Origin of the sequence: Novipirellula sp. (assembly GCF_041583735.1) — a bacterium.
Classification (GTDB): Bacteria; Planctomycetota; Planctomycetia; order Pirellulales; family Pirellulaceae; genus Novipirellula.
Genome location: NZ_JBFHFD010000108.1, coordinates 1 through 17,485, shown reverse-complemented (window position 1 = coordinate 17,485; position 17,485 = coordinate 1). Strand labels below are relative to the sequence as shown.

General features: G+C 55.1%; 10 protein-coding genes and 1 pseudogene. 1 reads left to right on the top strand and 10 read right to left on the bottom strand.

The window, feature by feature from the left end; translation table 11 throughout:
• The 7 genes and pseudogenes from ABX962_RS10790 to ABX962_RS10760 form a co-directional block, all read right to left on the bottom strand.
• Positions 1-503 (bottom strand): annotated as a pseudogene (locus ABX962_RS10790) (AI-2E family transporter); the annotation flags it as partial.
• Between the two features lie 456 nt (positions 504-959).
• Entirely contained in the window at positions 960-1,913 is a 954-nt protein-coding gene (locus ABX962_RS10785; RefSeq protein WP_372719232.1) for a hypothetical protein, read from the bottom strand.
• 75 nt (positions 1,914-1,988) lie between these two features.
• Positions 1,989-3,143 (bottom strand): histidinol-phosphate transaminase, encoded by a 1,155-nt coding sequence (locus ABX962_RS10780; RefSeq protein WP_372719230.1) that lies wholly within the window; start codon positions 3,141-3,143, stop codon positions 1,989-1,991.
• Positions 3,144-3,254: 111 nt separating this feature from the next.
• Entirely contained in the window at positions 3,255-4,643 is a 1,389-nt protein-coding gene (locus tag ABX962_RS10775) for a Gfo/Idh/MocA family oxidoreductase (RefSeq protein ID WP_372719228.1), read from the bottom strand.
• Positions 4,644-5,194: 551 nt separating this feature from the next.
• Positions 5,195-6,259, bottom strand: coding sequence for a dihydrodipicolinate synthase family protein (locus ABX962_RS10770; protein WP_372719226.1), 1,065 nt, complete (start codon positions 6,257-6,259; stop codon positions 5,195-5,197).
• A 61-nt stretch (positions 6,260-6,320) separates the two neighbouring features.
• Positions 6,321-7,361 (bottom strand): NAD-dependent epimerase/dehydratase family protein, encoded by a 1,041-nt coding sequence (locus ABX962_RS10765; protein WP_372719224.1) that lies wholly within the window; start codon positions 7,359-7,361, stop codon positions 6,321-6,323.
• A gap of 232 nt (positions 7,362-7,593) precedes the next feature.
• A complete protein-coding gene (locus ABX962_RS10760; protein WP_372719222.1) occupies positions 7,594-12,873 on the bottom strand; it encodes a neutral/alkaline non-lysosomal ceramidase N-terminal domain-containing protein in 5,280 nt (1,759 codons plus the stop codon).
• Positions 12,874-13,059: 186 nt separating this feature from the next.
• Here ABX962_RS10760 and ABX962_RS10755 point away from each other — a divergent pair, with 186 nt between their 5' ends.
• Complete coding sequence (locus ABX962_RS10755; protein ID WP_372719220.1) at positions 13,060-16,050, top strand: PVC-type heme-binding CxxCH protein; 2,991 nt, start codon at positions 13,060-13,062, stop codon at positions 16,048-16,050.
• 93 nt (positions 16,051-16,143) lie between these two features.
• On the opposite strand, the gene ABX962_RS10750 is transcribed toward ABX962_RS10755, so the two are convergent.
• The 3 genes from ABX962_RS10750 to ABX962_RS10740 form a co-directional block, all read right to left on the bottom strand.
• Positions 16,144-16,662 (bottom strand): hypothetical protein, encoded by a 519-nt coding sequence (locus ABX962_RS10750; protein ID WP_372719218.1) that lies wholly within the window; start codon positions 16,660-16,662, stop codon positions 16,144-16,146.
• Positions 16,652-17,200, bottom strand: a complete 549-nt coding sequence (locus ABX962_RS10745; RefSeq protein WP_372719216.1) for a response regulator — start codon at positions 17,198-17,200, stop codon at positions 16,652-16,654. Before ABX962_RS10745 ends, ABX962_RS10750 begins: the two co-directional genes overlap by 11 nt.
• Positions 17,201-17,230: 30 nt before the next feature.
• On the bottom strand, positions 17,231-17,485 hold a 255-nt coding region (locus ABX962_RS10740; RefSeq protein ID WP_372719214.1), incomplete at its 5' end, for a sensor histidine kinase.

Here is a 17,485-nt window from a genome sequence, read left to right as displayed (position 1 = left end):
TAAAGTCGGGGTTCATAGGCGGCATACGCTCCTACGAAAAAGATCACGATCGCTCCGGTCATTGCCCAGCCGACTGATCGCAAACCGCCCACTAAACTCGACACCGCCGAATCCCCTTGCTGGCTCATCATCGACTGTACTTGTTCGGAATCAGGCAGATACTGCTTCGAAAACTGATACTGCCGCAATCGCTCGGTCGCATCCTGCAGAGAGGTTTGCAATTGACTCCAGAGCTCATCGACATGCTGAACCATTTGCGCCCCCAAATAATAGAGGCCGCCGCCGATCATCAGCAGCAGCACCGCCACCACCAACAAAAATGCGGAGCGATAGGAGAGGGGCGTATGTCGCGTCGCAAAACCAGCCAGCCCGTTGATGAAGACACCGAACAACAGTCCTGCGAACACCAGCAGCAGAACACTCAGCGAGGGCACCAATAACCCCGACACTGAAAAGATCAGTGCAGCGATCAGCAGCGGCCAAAGCAGAGATCGAAAATTCATCAAGCTGAAATCCATAAACCGTGAAATCGCGAAGAGATACGACGAAGAACACGGTCAATGCAAATCGCGAGCCAAAACGCAATTCGAGGGGTTCCGCGGCAGCGTGCGGCCACCTCACCGAATTTCCAAGGCTGCGTGGGCTTTCGATCTCAGCGAAGAAACGACCAGGGCTAAGCAGTTAGGCAGGAGTCTTTCAATAGACTGGCCGTTTTACCCAACGCGGTGAAGCATTTGCGTTCCGTAGCTACGCTCGCCAGAGCGTGGATGATCGCCGGCCATTACGAATCACCACCTTCTGGCGAAGGTAGCTACGAGAAAATCCTTCACAGCGTTGCGTTTTACCACTAGCCACGGTTCCGGCGCTGAACCGGGGCCACCGCACAAACAGCTAACGGGGTTTCACCCAATGATTCCTGCCTACATGGATTCCTGCCTACATGCTTCGATAACACCATCCTAGACATCAAACGATGCCACGTGGCTGTAGCCGCTGGCGACGAACTTTGCGGCTAATTCGTTCATGCGAGCGTCGACTTGGGAATCGGCGGGGTCGAAAATGGCGGCGGCGACGGTGCCGGAATGGCTGACCGACATGCCTAGCGCTCCTGCGGCCAGACAGCGATCCACATTAAAATTGAAGTCCGGAATCATCACTCGCGTCTGGTTCAAACGGGCCGACTCGGTTGCCGCTACGGCCAGCTCGCCGATGTTGCCCGACTGAATCGCAGCGATGGCTCGTGACAAGATGCCGCGAAAGTCCTTCACTTCGCTTACGGTGTAATGGGTGTTGCGGGCGACTTCCTCGGTCAAGACCTGGCGACCGGGAGCCGGATTGAATGCCAAGCATCGCATCGACGGCAGCGGGGTTCGCAGTCGCTTGATTGTCTCGCCAATGCGTGATCCATAGAGTACCACGTCGCCGTTTGCGATCAGCGCCAACGGATCAGCGGCACGTTCGATCTCCCAATCGATTGCTTGGACTTCATCGGGCGGCAAATCGACACCGAAGGCGCGGCTGACGGCGCGGATCGACGCGGTCACGTCAGCCGTCGTTCCTCCGGCACCGCACCCCAGTGGGATGTTGGAACGAATCACCAGCGTTCCACCACAATCAGAATTGCCCGTTAGCTGCAAGACTCGCTGAACCGCAAGGTTCGCTTTGGTACACCATTTCGGATGGATGCATAGCGGGCCGTCATGCGGAGTGAAGGTTGCCGTCGAACAGAGATCAAACCTTGGCAACGTGATCAAACCGGTGACGATCCGACCACGGTGCTCGACCGGTCCCTGAATCAACTCGCCCCAATGAGTGAACTGGCTGCACGTCGCAGCGGCAGGTGTTGATTGGCGTCTACGTTCGAACGAACTAACTGCGACGGAGGATGATATTATCGGCATCGAGGTTGACATCGCCGTGGTCCGGGGGAAGAGAAGAGTAGGATTGGAGAAGAGATTTGCGTGTGAACCGAGTTGATGCGAGCACGATCACGCGACGTCGCAGCCTCGGATCAATACAGTTGGTTCCCGGGCAATCAAGAATCGAGCGAGCGACTCTACCAATCGGTCCACATCGCCACTTCCGCGAACCGCCGCTCGGATATAGCTGCTGTCGATCCCAGCTTTGTTGCCACACTCGCGGATGAACAAGCCGTGATGGGCCAACAATTCATCACGACAACTTGCTCCATCCACACCAGAGAGCAAGTGCATCATCAGAAAATTGCCTTGCGAAGGAAGCACTTCGACACAGGGCAGATTCCGCAATTGAGTCATCATGTAGTGGCGGTCCATCTTGATCTTGTACAAACTGTCCCGGTACGCGTCCATGTTGTCGCGTAAAGAGAAGATGATCGCTTCGGCAAGCGAATTGATGTTCCATTTCGGCAACGCTTTGCGAAGCCTCGCGGCCAAGGTGCGATTCGATACCGCATATCCAAAACGAACTCCGTGCAAACCGAAATTCTTGCCGAGACTCTTCAGCACGACCACGTTATCGCGACCGACGATGTCATCCGCAATCGAAGCGTTTTCTTCGAGATCTACAAAATCGGTAAAGGACTCGTCGACGACAATCAAATCCAGATCGCTCATGCGGTCGATCCAGCTCAATAAATCCGCTCGCCGAACATAGCCGCCATCGGGATTGTTGGGGTTGCAAATCACTGCAGCACGGGACCGCTGCTGGCGAATGAATCGCTCAAAGGATTCGAGGCAGAGGCCAAAACGGTCACTTGCCAACAACTGAAATGCATCGACCCGCTTTCCATTTTCGGCAGATTGGTCGGTCCATCGTCCAAACGTAGGAACCGGGGTGGCGAGGCTATCGCGAACGAATAGCTGGTCGAGCCATGTGATCAACTCAGTCGAACCGTTCGCCAGCACCATAAAGGCGGGGTCCAGTCCGAGCGTTTCACACAAACGAGTTGCGATCGTTTCGTTGTCGCTCGGATAGTGCTTCAACATGCGAGGCAACGAGGCCGCATATTCGGCAAACATCGCGTCGGTCGGAAAGTACGGATTGCAGGGCACGCAAAAGTCGAGCACGTCTTTGGCGGATTCCTGCATACTTCGCATCAAGCTGAAGTAGGACGGATTGTGTGCGACACGATCAAACAAGCTAAGGTCCACTGGATAGACCACGAGCATTCCCCCATAGATGCGTTAATAAAACCAGCCCACTGCGATCAGCGGCTACCTAGCAGGGGAGATTTCAAATGCGGGATGTCACACCAAGGAAAGCCGCCAGGTGGGTTAGCCGAGTCCTGGGACGTTCCAGCCATCTCGATAGGTTCGCGAGACAAGTGATGTGGCTTCCGGGCTATTGGTAAATGTCTGGCTGTCGCGGTCCCAGTGAAGCCAATCCGTGCTGATTCGATCGGCCATCGCGCCGACCAAGACGGCCTCCGTCAGCGGGCCTCCATGGCTAAAGTCGCCACACGCTTTGCGGCCTTCGATGACGGCATTGACCCAATCATGGTAATGATTTTGTTTGGCCAAATGATGTCGACTGAGGGTGGTGGGAAGCTTCATGTGTGGCAAGGCAACCGGCATTCCGCGACGATAGTTCTTGAAAATCGTGCCCGTTTCGCCGATCCAACATGCGCCTGATTCTGGCAGCGTGTCGACTCCAGGCGGCAAGGGGATCCGGCTCGCGTCCGGTCGCATTTCGCCGTCGTGCCAAGTCAACTTGACGGTATCGCCAGCGGTGATATCGCTGCCTGGGAAGACGAGTTCCACCTGCCGCTGCTTTCCCCAAAGCGGTCCAGTCGTGATCGGAGTCAACTGCCGCACGCGAAGGGGTGCGGTCAGTTTCAACGCGTCAAAACTGATGTCGAAATGGTGGCAGCCCATGTCACCCATCTCGCCAACCCCAAACCCATACCAGGCACGCCAGGTCTGCGGATGGTAGGTGTCCGCGAAGTAAGGCCGAGGCGTTTGCACGCCCAGCCAAAGATCCCAATTCAAGCTGGCGGGAACCGCGTCACCACGGCCGCGGATGTCGGTATTCTTAGGCCACCAACTAAGTTTCTTGTTCTCCCACAAGATCACCTCCTTGATCTTTCCGACAACGCCACTGCGAATCAGTTCAACCGTGTGCCGACTCTCGATACTCGAGCGACCTTGATTCCCCAACTGCGTCACGACGCCTGCCGCGGCCGCCTCACGCGTGATCACGCGGCATTCATGCAATGTACTTGCCATCGGTTTTTGCAAATACACATGCTTTTTTGCCCGGATGGCGGTGACGGAGGGCGCGGCATGCATGTGGTCGGGGGTGCCAATGGTAACCGCATCAAATTTGCCAGTATGGTCAGCCAACAATTCTCGCCAATCGAGATGTCGAGAGGCGTCGGGATGTTTGAGTGAGGCCGCGTCCAGGTAGTTCGAGTCGACATCACATAGCGCCGTAATTTTCACGTTCGAATGTGACGCCACACTATCCATCGTCCGCGCGCCCATGCCGCCGACACCGATGCATGCGACTTGCAACTTCGAATTGAGCGACGCGCTGCGAACGATTGCGGGACAACCGATGACTCCCACCGCCGCTGCGGTGCCGCCTTTTAGCAGCTGTCGCCGGGTAACCGTAGCACGGTGTATGCTGGGGGCGTTCGATTTCGATTCCGTGAGATTTGTCATGATGTATTCCGAGAAAACGATACTACGTGAAAAATTGATCGCCAGATTATACCCCAACCGCGCGACCGCTGAGTGTTTACGCCCATTACAAATGGGCAATCCATGCAAGTGAATCAATTATCAAACCGCTTTCATTGCTATAGCCAATTCCAAGGTTGTCAAATGGATCGCGGCGCGTCAAAGAATTACTCGGTGTTCAACTGCGGTTTCGTCTGTAAGTAAGACCTTGGAATCGGAGTCTTGCACACCTCGTTTTTTTGAACCACAGATGGACGCAGATGAACACAGATTGCAGCAGTGACATCCATGCCGCCGTTATCGGTGTTGGTTTGGGGCTATGGTAGAGAAGAAACGGGATCAGGAACGTTCTTTTACGATGAGTGAAGTCAGCAGAGAAAGCCTGAGAAGGGGGGCGCGGAAGCCATATTTAGGCGGCCCTAGACTGAACCGTCAACCGTTATCAAAGACTGACTCCGGAGACGACTTCGGAAGCCCACGATTGAAGGATTTTTAGCAAAATCCACTACGAGGGAACCGAACGTTGGCCAGGGCTAGCTAAGCCACACATCAATCTGCTCGGCGACGAATGCGTCGTCGTTTAGGTGGGGATACGCTTGATAGACTCGGTCGATCTCGGCGACTTGTCCGGGACTGAGGTTTTCGTTGGGATTAAGACACCACGTCCCCTCCAGCAATCCCTGTCGCCGCAACACCTCGTGGATCCCGGCGATGCAGCCTCGGAATCCATTGGCGGCATCAAAAAATGCTGCATTGCAATCGGTGACTTGAGCTGCCGTGGCCATCATTTCTGCGGGAATGAATCCCGAGCGGCGGATCTGTTTGCAACGCTCCAACAGCGTTACCGCTTTCTGCGTCCCGCAAGCCCAGTGACCAAGCAACCCGCCGGAGAATGCGATTCGCCTTTCTCCCTGCGGCGTCGGCAGCACAAACTCGGTCAACAGATCGCAAACAATGTTGTCATCGTTGCCCGTGTACAAGGCGATATCCGCGCGTCCGGAATCGATCACGGCGCGGACGACCTCCAGCGTCTGATAACGGTTGAAGGGAGCGATCTTGATGGCGACCACGCTTTCGATTTCAGCGAAGCGTCGCCAGAACGCGTACGGCAATTCAACACCACCGACGGCAGGCTGCAAATAGAATCCCATTAACGGGATGACTTCGGCAACTCGCTGGCAATGTTCAATCAGTTCGTCAAGACTGCGACCGGCATGCCCAGCCAAACTGAGCAGTCCGACGTGGTACTTTAAATCATGCAGCAACTGAGCCTCCGCGATCGCTTGGTCGGTTTGCCCGACGATGCCTCCAATCCGCACGATGTCGTGGCCGTGCCGCTGCTGTGCGTTCTGCAATTCTTCGGCGGTCAATTCGAGTACTGGCCGAAGCAATCCGTGCTGCGGATTGCGGATTTCAAACTGAGTCGTATGGACTGCGACGGCTACGCCACCGGCGCCCGCGCTGGCGTAGTAGCGAAGCAGCGCTCGTTGACGACGCGGATCGAAACGCCGCTCTGACGTCAACGCCAGCGGACAAGCTGGAATCGCGACACCATCGAGAAGCAATTGGTGGATCGCAGGTGCCAGTGTTTGAGCCATCGGTTCTATCGGTGTAGTGGAACTGCGGGACGGGTACTCGGATGGGTACTCATTTTGCGGATCAATATTGGCCGTCGCGAACTTGAAAGCCAGTCGGTTTGTTATGCGTGGGTTCACCTCGCAGTATCCAATCCGCAGTCCACTGAATCACCTTTTGCACCGGCACCTCTGGGTAGCCAAAAATCTCGTGGCAGCGCTGCCCATTGGTGAGCAGACAGGAGTGTGACTCGGTGCCCACAAATCGCACTTGTTTGTCAAACAATTCTCCGAATGATTCTGCGATCCCACGGACACTTAGCAGTTCGGGGCCAACAAGGTTCACCACAAACGGCGGGCTGCTGACATTGGCCAGCGATGATAACGCCATCGCATTGGCGTCACCCTGCCAGATCACATTGCAATGCCCCATCGTGACATCGATCGGCTGTTCGGCAAGTACCATCTTGGCAATATCGACCAAGACTCCATAGCGAGGCTCCACCGCGTAATTCAGGCGTAAAATCGACGTAGGCGTGCTGTTCGCTCGGCTGAAATATTCAATCATCCGTTCGCGGCCGAGACAGCTCATGCTGTACTCGTCGGTTGGATTCAGAGGATCGGTTTCAACCGCGCCGCCGTGAACCAAATCAGACAGACCGTAGACGCAACCGGTCGAGTAGGCGACGACACGGCTTTCGCGATAACGCTGCATCACGGTTCCCGGCAAATAGCTATTCATTGCCCAAGTGAGCGACGGATTGTCGGCCACTCCGAACTTGTGCCCCGCCAGATAGAGGATGTTTTCTGCGTCCGGCAATCCATTCAACTGATCCGCATCGAGCAGATCCGCCTGGACCGTTTCGACGCCAAATTCATCGAGTCGTTTCCGGTTCGATGAATCCGAGAAGCGAGAGACCGCAATGATACGACGTGCCGTATCGGCTTGATCCGAAGCACGCTTGGCCATGCGGGCAAGCGACGGCCCGATCTTCCCACCGGCACCGAGCACAATGATATCGCCCGACAAATGCAACATCGTCGAGATCACCGCCTCTGTTGGACGGCTGATCCGTTCTTCGAGCTGAGTAATGTCGGTTGCGGGAGCATGCGGCTTCGAACTCATCGCCAAATCCATCTCGAGATTGCAATCGTTTTTGATTGACCAATAGGATACCCCCTTGGTCAATGCAAATACATTTTTTCGACAAACGGTACGACCGCGGGGTCGCACAATGCTTCGCCACCATCCATGCACTCTTAGGCTCTAATCCGTTGCCGGGTCGTTCCTTCAAAATTGTCCTGTTCGAGCACGCCCCCGCGTTGTGGCGACTACCGAGACGTGCCTATCTTCGTTCTTAATTAGGTGGCGGTGACGTGGAACGAATGTAATGGATCAAATCGGCCATCTGCTGTGGATCAAGACTCTTCTCAAAACCCTCGGGCATCAAACTCGTGTGATTCGAACGGAAATCTTCGAGCTCGGATCGCTGCAACGTTTCCTCTTTTGCTTCTTGCTGTCGCAGCGTGATCGCCGATCCGGACTCGGCCGCCAACAATCCGGTGACGATACGGCCGTTTTCGGTGAGCGCAACGTAGGTCGCATAACGAGTGTCCATATTCCGGCTCGGATCAAGAATCTCTTGCAGAAAAAATTCGACGGGTTTGCTCGCCAAGGCTTCCAGATCAGGCCCAACTTCGTTGCCAGTCCCATTCAAGCGGTGGCAGGTCGCACAATGCTTCGCAAACGATTCGCTACCGCGAGTTGCACTGGCTCGCATTTTCGAAATGCCGGAATACTTGGCGATCACCGCTGCCCGGTCCGCATTCACCTCCCCTGAAAATACCTGCTCGGCCTGAGCTTTCAGTTTTGCACCGCCAGCGGCAAAGATTCGTTGACGTGATGCGGTGTCGATTTCGGACGCACGAATTTCGGATTGACCGATCGCCTGTAACAACAGCTCAATCGAAGATACTCGCGAGGTGAGGGCGTCTAGCATTGCGGAGCGTACCGATGGGGAAACTTGATCCCATTTACCGATCATTAATTGTGTGGAGTCCGCCGCATCGTTTCGAGCTAACGCGGCCACGCCAGCCAACTGAATTTCAATTGCATTTCGTGCACTAAGCAGTTGCGCAACCAAGTCGTTGGTCACGTCGTTGCCGATTTGCAAATGATGTAAGGTATTTAATGCGGCAACTCGAAGTGGAATCTCCTGGTCTTGATCGACGATGGTTTGAATTGCCAATGGCAAACATTGCTCGATCAATGCATCGCTCTCTTTCCGCACAAATGCCATACGGGCCCCCTCGTATCGTTCGAAATGTTCCAGCACGGTGGGCAGAACTTTCCACTGCCACAATTCCAGTCGCTGAGACGACGTGTGGCTAACGGCGAGAGCCAAACGAGCCTTGATCGCGTCGCTACACATCGCGAACAGAACAGGAAACGTCCGAACCGCGTGCCGATGAAGTTGATCCGTCTGTTCGACTAAATGTTCGGCAAACCTATCGACGTTTTCCTTATGTAGACTGCTCACAATCGCAGCCTCTAAGAATGAATCATCAGGATTGTGAAGCAACATTTCTGCCAATACATCACCTGTACCAGCGGACTGCCATTGCCCCAAAGAGCACGCTACCTGCAATCGCACGTGAGCGTCGGAGTCGGCAGCGAGCTGCGAAACATTGACAAGCACCGTAGCCGAGACAACAGCGTCGCCAGTTGCCAGCGTTTCGGCGACTCGCACCGCATGGCGACGCACCTTCGCGTCCTCATCCTCAAAAGCATCAACTGCGTCATCCAACGTTAGCATTCCCGCATTTGTCAGCATCGAGAGCGCCGCGACCCTAGCCGCCGGCAATGTTGACTCGCGAGCCAGTTTTCTAAGTGCCGGTCCCGTATCGACCACCTGATTCCACTGTAACAATTGCATTGCCATATCACGCTGCCACCCGTTCTCGGATTCCAGTGTCGCCACCAGTTCATTGGCCGACAATTTGTCCAGCCGAGGCCATGTCACGACAGATTCACCTGCTCGAGAAACGCGATAAATACGGCCTTGATCGGCTCCGCCTCGAACATCGACTTTCGCAAGCGACTCTGGCGGGATCCACTTTGGGTGTTCGATCACGTCGCGATACATGTCGACCACCCAAATAGTCCCATCCGGAGCGGTACGGGCCTGAACCGGCCGAAACGATGGATCGGTCGAAGACAAAAATGCGTGCTTTCGTTCTGACGGAATCGCCGATCCAGAAAACGACGACTGATTCGGCGAAAGTTGCAAATGATGGACAAGCAAATTGACTGGCTCGCAAGTGTACAGACCACCGGCGTATGCTGGTCCCAAATAACGGTCGCGGTAAATCCCAATGCCACAAGCTGCGGTGGCTTTTCCACCTTGACCTGACTTTTCAAAGAGCTGCAAGTCGCGACTCGCGGGAACCAATGTCGCATCCGCGGGAGTCGCGGGGAGATGCCTTAGAACCGAGGTGGGAGGCGTCAGCGGATTGCGTCGCAAATAGTGGTGCGCGACGGGATAGTGAAAACCGAGTTTTGTGTTGTCACAGCCAAACCAGTTGCCGAAATCGTCGCGGACCCGACCTTGTTGCGTGCGACCGACGACACGTTCGATCTCGCCTGTATCCGGGCGAATGCGAAAGTCGCTGTTGCCCAATTCGATCGTTGTTCCCGTTAACAGCGATGTGATGTTCCCGCCAAACAGCCCACATGATCCATACACCCAACCATCGAGCCCATATTCCAAACTGTTGACGCGAGCTTGGTAATTTTCGTCGCCAAAGCCGGTAAACAGTTTTTTGACCAAATCCGCCTGTCCATCGTTGTCCTGGTCTTCGGCATACAAGATATCGGGTGCTGCACATACCAGGACCCCATCGCGCCACACCGTGACACCAGTGGGAAATGGGATGCCGTCAAGAAAGACTTTTGATTGATCCCAGGAACCATCATCACGACTGGACGTCAGCAAACGCACCCGCCCCCCGGGCTGATAGTTGCCATCGATGCCGGCGGGATAGTCGTACATTTCAGCAACATAGACTTTGCCATCGGCAGTGAAATCAACCGCGACCGGGGATGCGATGAGTGGCTCGGCGGCAACAAGCGTGACAGTCAATTCATCATCGGCAAGCTGTAGCAGCCCCAGCGATTGCTGAGGCGATTTCCCAGTTGCCGCGTCCATCGAGACTGGCGTGTTTCCGATGTCACCCACGCGCGAACGGAAAAGTTCCGTTGTGGTCGACAGAATCTGCTTTTCAAGTCCACTGCGAAGCTTGGTGGGTTGGTCGTAGTAGATCATCGAATCACTGCCTTCATATCCGCCTCGCTGCAATACTTTCTCGCTGGGAATGTAACATGGGCAGGCATTGGCGTAAGCATTCACCCATACGCCACGATCCGGTCGTTGCATTTTGAGTTCGATACCATATTCGACGGTGACTTCACCCGCTAAGAAAACCATGTTCAACGCATCACCGAACGACCAAACCTGAATTGGATAGTCGATCGATTTTCGCAGGGCTTCACCATTGCTGACTTTTTCAAGCTGTTTTCTGGCGTGGTAACCCAGGGGAGTATCCAGTTTTGCACGTTCTGCGAATTCCGCTTGGCTGGGTAGTTCATCCAGCAGAAGATCCAGTTCCGTGTACCCGACGCGGATATTGTTTTGCACCGCAGCCATTTCGCCTTGCAGCAATCGCGACACCTCGGCCGCGATCACTTCGCCATGGCTAGTTGCGATTTCAACGCTGCCGCGAGTGATCGGATTCTGGTCTCCGCCACAACCAACCGAACACATCGCGGTGCAATCAGGATGAGCGTTCTCGATGAGTGATACTGCATATCCAGCCCAATCACCGCCGATCATCCGCTCGGCCAAGGTGACACAGTGACATGCATAACTGGTGTAGACGCCGATCAGCGTGCCCGCTTCGTCGCGGACCGCCAAAACAGGCAAATCGTGATCAATCGGCCCGTCATTATCTCGCCGGTTTTTTGCGAATTCGACCTTTCCCACGGACCACTGAAGCGTCGCCGGGCGGCGGTTTCCCAAAGCCGACGTTGCCACCTCGGTGAGATGGTCTGCAAATTCACGGGTGTACTGATCGATCGCCTTCTGTTCTAGCGGAGTAAAATCTCGCGCCATGATGTTTGGTGCGCAACCATTGATAATCGGAGCGGTATGGGTGTGCGTCGCCGTGATCGCGACTCGTTTGGGATCGACGCCCAGCGGTTTCAACCGATTGCATACCTCGGCGTGAATCTCTGCCGGAATGCCTAGCGTATCGACGGTGATCAGGATCAACGGACTGGGATCGTCACCCTCGATAGCCATTGCTTTTGCCCAGATCGGTTGCCGCACGCCGGTAGAGACTTGCTGACGACTGAGAAATCCATTCAACAGGATTGGATAGTCAGGCGTGATATCGACACGCGCCATCCCGACCTTAAAATCATCATCTTTTGCTTGAGCAAAACTTGGATCAACAAGCAGGGCGGATAGGATTTGGGCGTAGACGCGATGGCCAAAATCGTTGGGATGATTGACGCCGTTGCCGGTCAGATCGGCATCCTTCTTTCGCTTGAAAAATTCATCCCAGACACTGGTCATATCCGCCAACGCAACCCCCGTTTCTCGCAGTGCCGCTAATTCGTCGCGATACTCGGGAAACACATCATGCTTCAGCGTGACCCAATCTCGGTTTCCCAGCATCGATGCAATCAAGATGAACTCAGCCTTGGGCAACACGGAACGCGTGTTGGCGATCATGGTGGCCACGTTCTGGCCATATTCCTTGGCGGTGCGGCCTGCGGAATCGTTCATGCCGAAGGCCAGGATCACGAGGTCCGGCTGATGCTCGGCGACCTTGTCGATCATCGTGATCCCCCAAGGAGTCGAGGTGCCTCCGACGGACAAGTTGGTCAACGTCACCTCGGTCTGGTATTGAGCCCGAAGATGTTGCACCAACAGGTCTTGGTACGCCGGTTGATAGGGAGCCCCATTGCCCCAGCCTGACGCATTACACCCTGTCGAAATGCTGTCGCCTAGCAAAACGACCGAAAGCGGTTCGCGGTCATGCAGTTTTTTCAATGTGCTGGGCAAAACGGTGGGGTCAAACGCAGGCATCTCAACTGGCCAATCGTCATTCATCTTTTCGTAAGTCACAAGCGTCTGCATCTGGTGATACTCGAGCGTGGCGCCAAACAAGATTTCTCCGTTGCCATCACGGTGTGTGAGTCGATGCCGCTGAGAATTGCCAGGACGCCGCAGATCCGACGGAGTGCTCGTCACAATCCGCGACCCCACCGGGATGACCAACTCACGCGAACCAGGCTCAAACCGATAGTCGACTCCCGCTTCGTAGGTGATCTCGCCCGACGAACTTTGAACGGAAACGATCTCTTTGATTGGAAACAAGACCTTACCGACGGCAGCCTCGGTCGGGCTTTGACGCAGGAATAGCACCGACTCGTCTTCGACGACTCGGCTGTTCCAAAACGGCTTCAGCAACTCAGGTGCGTAACGCCATGACACACTCTCTTGAGCGTTGACCGCAACGCCAGCCAACATTGTCAAACCGACAAGGATTCCAAGCAGTAGGCCATGTCTCATGTGTATAATTCCGATTCAAAATTCAATGATATTGAGAAGCGTCATGTTTCCCGCGGATTCTAAAGAGAGCGGAAAACGAAAGTGAATTTCCCAATTGTTCGCTACAGGGGAGGCAGGGAGGGCGAACGGAGATACACTATAGACTTCAAGTTGTACTATAAACTCTTTAGGAATGTGGGCGAGAGTATGAAATGTCGTGACGTGATCCGCAATTTTGTCTCGATAACGATCGTTTTGTGGGCGGGAACCGCTTTTGCAATCGAACCCACCGCCGCTCCCGTGCCCGCATCGCTGGCAGCACAGCAGATGACGCTTCCGCCCGGCTTCAAAGTCACGTTGCTTGCGGGTGAACCCGACGTCGTGCAACCGATCGCGATGACATTCGATGCGCGAGGAAGAATGTGGGTGGTGGAATGTTTGTCCTATCCCGGATGGAGCAGCGATGGCACCGGCAATGATCGCGTCGCGATTTACGAAGACACCGACGGCGACGGCGTGCACGACAAGCGGACCGTGTTCCTTGACAATGGAGCCAATCTGACGGGAATCGAACTAGGGTTTGGCGGCGTCTGGCTAACGGCCACTCCGAATCTGATCTTTGTACCGGATCGTGACGGCGATGATCGTCCGGACGGGCCTGCGGAAGTACTGTTAGATGGTTGGGATGTGAAGGCGCAACACAACGTGTTTAACGCTTTGGTTTGGGGACCCGACGGATGGTTGTACGGCTGCAACGGCATCCTATCGAATTCGACGATCGGAGCCCCAGGAACGCCAGAGGAGAAACGGACACGCATGAATTGTGGCGTGTGGCGGTATCATCCGACTCGCAAAACGTTTGATGTTGTCGCCAGTGGCACCACGAATCCGTGGGGACTCGATTTCGACGAATTCGGGCAAGCCTTTATCACCAATTGTGTGATCAAGCATCTGTTTCACGTTGTCCCCGGCGCCCACTATGACCGAATGTTTGGCCAGGACTTGAATCCCTATGCCTACACGCTGCTGCCAAGCTGCGCCGACCATATCCATTGGGGCGGCGGTCACTGGACTGAATCGCGATCCGGCGAAGCTCATGACGACGCAGGCGGTGGGCACGCCCACTCGGGGTGTGCGATCTATCTGGGAGACAATTTTCCGGCGGAATATCGCAACAATGTTTTCATGTGCAACATTCACGGCAGCCGGTTGAATCGAGACATCTTGGAGCGTAAAGGCCCCAGCTACGTGGCCCATCACGCACGCGATTTTGCACTCGCCAACGATCCCTGGTTTCGCGGAATCACGGTCAAGTGTGGGCCTGATGGCGGATTGTACTTTACCGATTGGAGTGACACCGGCGAATGTCACAATTACCAAGTTGTCGACCAATCGAATGGTCGCATTTATCGCGTGATCTATGGAGATGCAAAACGAACACCTCGCAATCTGGCGACCGCTTCGCATGCTGATCTGGTTGCGATGCAGTTTGATCCGAATGAGTGGAATGTCCGCCAATCACGGCGAGTTTTGCAAGAACGAGCGTCGGATCCAGAGGCGAAAGCCGAGATCGCTGGTCTGTTAGCCGAGTTGGAACCAACAGACGATCAGCAAGCGGTCCGCCAATTGTGGGCGTTGTACGCGGTCGGTGGAATGGATGCGATTGGCCAATCGGGAATCGTCCACGACGAATCGCCCGAGTGGGTTCGGTTCTGGATGATCCAATTGGCTGCGGACGAACCCACCGCGTGGTCGACGGAATTACGCGACATGATCGCTGCACACCTTGTCGAATCCACTCCACTGATCCGGCGTTCGCTCGCGTCGACATGCCAACGGCGAATCCGTCTAGGCCATTTCGACGAGGTGCGTGACATTTTGAAACAATTGATATCCACCCGTGACGATGCAGGCGACACCACGCTCGAGGCATTGAACTGGTACGCGGTGGAGCCGGTGGTTGCATCCCATCCCGAATTGGTGCTGCAGTGGATGCCGGAAATTACGATGCCGCTTGTCCGCAACCATGTGGCTCGGCGAATGTTGTCACTCGACAATGGCTTTGACCGACTGGCAACCCTGTGGCGTACCGCCGATCCAGCCGAGTGGCAGTTGGATACTTTGGCAGGAGCACTCCAAGCGTACGCGGGCGTCAAAAACATCGCGATGCCCAAGGCTTGGCCCGACACCTACGCGCGTTTACAAACGCATCCGGATGCAGACGTTCAACACGCAGCAAAATTGCTAGGCACGATCTTTGGCGACACGACCGTGATGGAAGACTTCCGCAATGTTGCGAGCGATCGAAACCAGGATCCGAAGCAGCGATTGGACGCGATTGAGATCCTGCTGACACGCAAGGCCGAGCGAATGGCTCCACTTCTGCAACGATTGCTCGACGACGCGGACTTACGAACCGCCGCGATACGCGGATTGGTTTCGATTGGCGGTGACGACGTTCCCCGGTTGCTGCTGTCTCGTTACCCGGACGTCACGGCGGAACAACGACAAGAGATCATTCAAAGTCTGACGACACGGCCGAAATATGCGTATCCGCTGTTGGAAGCGATCGACAAGGGGCGTATTCCACGAACGGATGTCTCGGCATTGATTGTCCGCCAATTGCAAGCGATCAATGACAAGGAACTTACCCGCCGACTGAGCGAAATCTGGGGCGAAGTCCGGCCTGTGTCGGAGACAAAACGCGAGTTAATTGAACAGTACCGAGCTGAATTTACTTCCGAGTCATTGGCGGCGGCGAATCTTGTCAACGGCAGAAAGGTGTACGCCAAGACGTGTGCGTCGTGCCACAAATTGTTTGGCGAAGGAGGCGGCTTGGCGCCCGAATTGACGGGATCTCAGCGAGCGAATCTTGACTATTTGCTAGACAACATCCTCGATCCGAGCGCGATCGTGCCAGCAAACTATCGTGTCACAATGTTGCTGTTGGATGACGGCCGGATTCTGCAAGGGGTGATCGCTGAGGAGAACCAACTTCAACTGACGCTACGGACCGCGACCGAAGAAGTCCTCGTCCCTCTGGACAGCATCGAACAGCGAAAGGGATCGAGTTTGTCGATGATGCCCGAAGGCATGTTGGAGCATTTAACTGCGCCGGAGCGACGCGACTTGATCGCGTACCTGCAATCGCCGGCAGGGGGCAAGCAGCATTCATCCAATCATCCGGTTGGGCAATAAGCGAGGTTTTGGGAAAGCTTTTCGCGCGGCACCACCAAAACAAGCTCGTGCCGAATGGCTCATAGGGTGGCCGCCACCTAACTGAAAAAACGGTTATCGCTGCGGGGCCGCGATCCGCTCCCAACATTCGGCATCGTTCTGCAGTGCCACCAATGGTGACAACCCCGCCTGGACGATTGACGCAATCTCAGCAGGAAAGTCTCCGGCAATGACTTCGAGATCTCCGGCGTCCTGCACTTTGAACCCTTGGGGAGCACGCAGGTAAACCACCGGCGGATTCATCATCCACTGGACAAAATGCTCGGCTAATCGTGGCGTGACACTCTCGTCGGCTTCGGGAAAATCACCATCAGCGATCAACACAAAATGACACGCTTTCATTTGGCGTGCGAACAATCGGTCGCACCCACGCTGCAGCACTCCGGCGATGCGGTGACGCAAAAACGAGACCTGCTCGTCAAACGGTTGTCCGAGATACGGATCTAAATTCCCATCGTCACTGCGTAGTAACGGAACAGGATTACCGGACGCGTCGAACGTCGCGGCATGCCAACAACCGGCAGCTGTATCAATCAACACGACCAAGGGTACAAGTTGCCGATCACTCATCATCAACCTTTGCACGCTGCAGGGATTGACGAAGGTTCGTCGTTTGAGACTTGAAACGGTCGAGCGTATCGTCGTCGAGCTTGGCGTCATCGACGGCGCCCGCGACACTGTCGGCATCATCGAAATAGGTACTTAAACCGTTCATCAGTTCGGCTTGGGCGTCAATGGCGTCGTGCCGCAGAGCCGCTTCTTTTAGCATTTCAAGCAAATCATCGGGATCCCATGGTTTGGTGATATAGCGGTACAATTCGCCTTGGTTGATCGCATCGACCACCGCTCGCGTATCCGCATACCCGGTAAAGATAATCCGGATGGCTTCGGGGTGAGCATTCCGCACCTTCTGCATCAATTCGGATCCTGTCATCGACGGCATTCGTTGGTCTGTCATGATCACATGCACCGGGTGCTCTTCCATGATCTGAAGAGCCTCCGTCCCGCTGGTGGCCGTATGGACGGTGAAATCACGTCGCAATAGCCCCGTCAACGAGAAAAGGACATCGGGTTCATCATCGACAATCAAAATCGAGTGCGACTTAGCCATTCGTTGTTCCGCCTGCTTCTATGTATATCGTTAACCGGTACCTTGATTCACTCGAGGCAATTTAACTTGTACCGTCGTTCCCTGCCCCAACTCACTTTCGATGGCAATCGAGCCACCGTGGTCACGGACCACCGCGTAGCTAACCGCCATACCAAGCCCCGTTCCCGTGCCAACCGGTTTCGTTGTAAAGAACGGCTCGAAGACGGAGTTTTTGGTTTGCGCATCCATCCCGCATCCGTAATCTTGAACTTCGATACGAATCCAATCGGGATCGCTCGCCAAGCG

Coding starts and splice junctions, on each gene's coding strand:
- ABX962_RS10785 (WP_372719232.1), bottom strand. CDS start 1,913: ATGTCAACCTCGATGCCGATAATATCATCCTCCGTCGCAGTTAGTTCG.
- ABX962_RS10775 (WP_372719228.1), bottom strand. CDS start 4,643: ATGACAAATCTCACGGAATCGAAATCGAACGCCCCCAGCATACACCGT.
- ABX962_RS10770 (WP_372719226.1), bottom strand. CDS start 6,259: ATGGCTCAAACACTGGCACCTGCGATCCACCAATTGCTTCTCGATGGT.
- ABX962_RS10765 (WP_372719224.1), bottom strand. CDS start 7,361: ATGAGTTCGAAGCCGCATGCTCCCGCAACCGACATTACTCAGCTCGAA.
- ABX962_RS10760 (WP_372719222.1), bottom strand. CDS start 12,873: ATGAGACATGGCCTACTGCTTGGAATCCTTGTCGGTTTGACAATGTTG.
- ABX962_RS10755 (WP_372719220.1), top strand. CDS start 13,060: ATGAAATGTCGTGACGTGATCCGCAATTTTGTCTCGATAACGATCGTT.
- ABX962_RS10750 (WP_372719218.1), bottom strand. CDS start 16,662: ATGATGAGTGATCGGCAACTTGTACCCTTGGTCGTGTTGATTGATACA.
- ABX962_RS10745 (WP_372719216.1), bottom strand. CDS start 17,200: ATGGCTAAGTCGCACTCGATTTTGATTGTCGATGATGAACCCGATGTC.